Origin of the sequence: Rothia sp. HMSC071F11 (assembly GCF_001809115.1) — a bacterium.
Classification (GTDB): Bacteria; Actinomycetota; Actinomycetes; order Actinomycetales; family Micrococcaceae; genus Rothia; species Rothia dentocariosa.
This window is the reverse complement of record NZ_KV795746.1, coordinates 1-384: the sequence shown is the minus strand read 5'-3', so window position 1 is coordinate 384 and position 384 is coordinate 1. Positions and strand designations below refer to the sequence as shown.

The 384-nt window shown below is 49.7% G+C and carries 1 pseudogene; it reads left to right on the top strand.

The annotated features are described in order from the left end of the window. Nucleotides 1-170: 170 nt before the first annotated feature. Nucleotides 171-384, top strand: a pseudogene (locus HMPREF2554_RS11655) (hypothetical protein); the annotation flags it as partial.

Genomic DNA, 384 nt, shown 5'->3' with positions numbered 1-384 from the left:
GTTCTCCGGGGCTGACATCGGTGACTCGGTTAGAAAAAGCGGAGCGCCCTTTATAAAAGGGTGGGGAGGGTTCTTTGGGCTCTAGGAGAAAGTAGGTTGTGGTGCCTCCTGCGTTGATTGGGTTGTTGGCGGGTCTTTTCGTTCGGAATGTTCCCTCGCTGAAACGTACGATGGGTCAGCCCGTGCTCGGGGTTAAACAGCACCGGCCTCGGATAGCTTATATCGCTGGCTATGCTTTGTTGGTAGTAACGTTAGTCCTTACCCCTATATTTTGTGGGGTCATGTTTGGTGATTTAGGCGCTTGCTTTATTATCATGTTTGTTCTTGGCGGTCCCCTGGTGATTCCGTTTGTGAATCATTGTCATGCGTTTTATATCCAGCAAA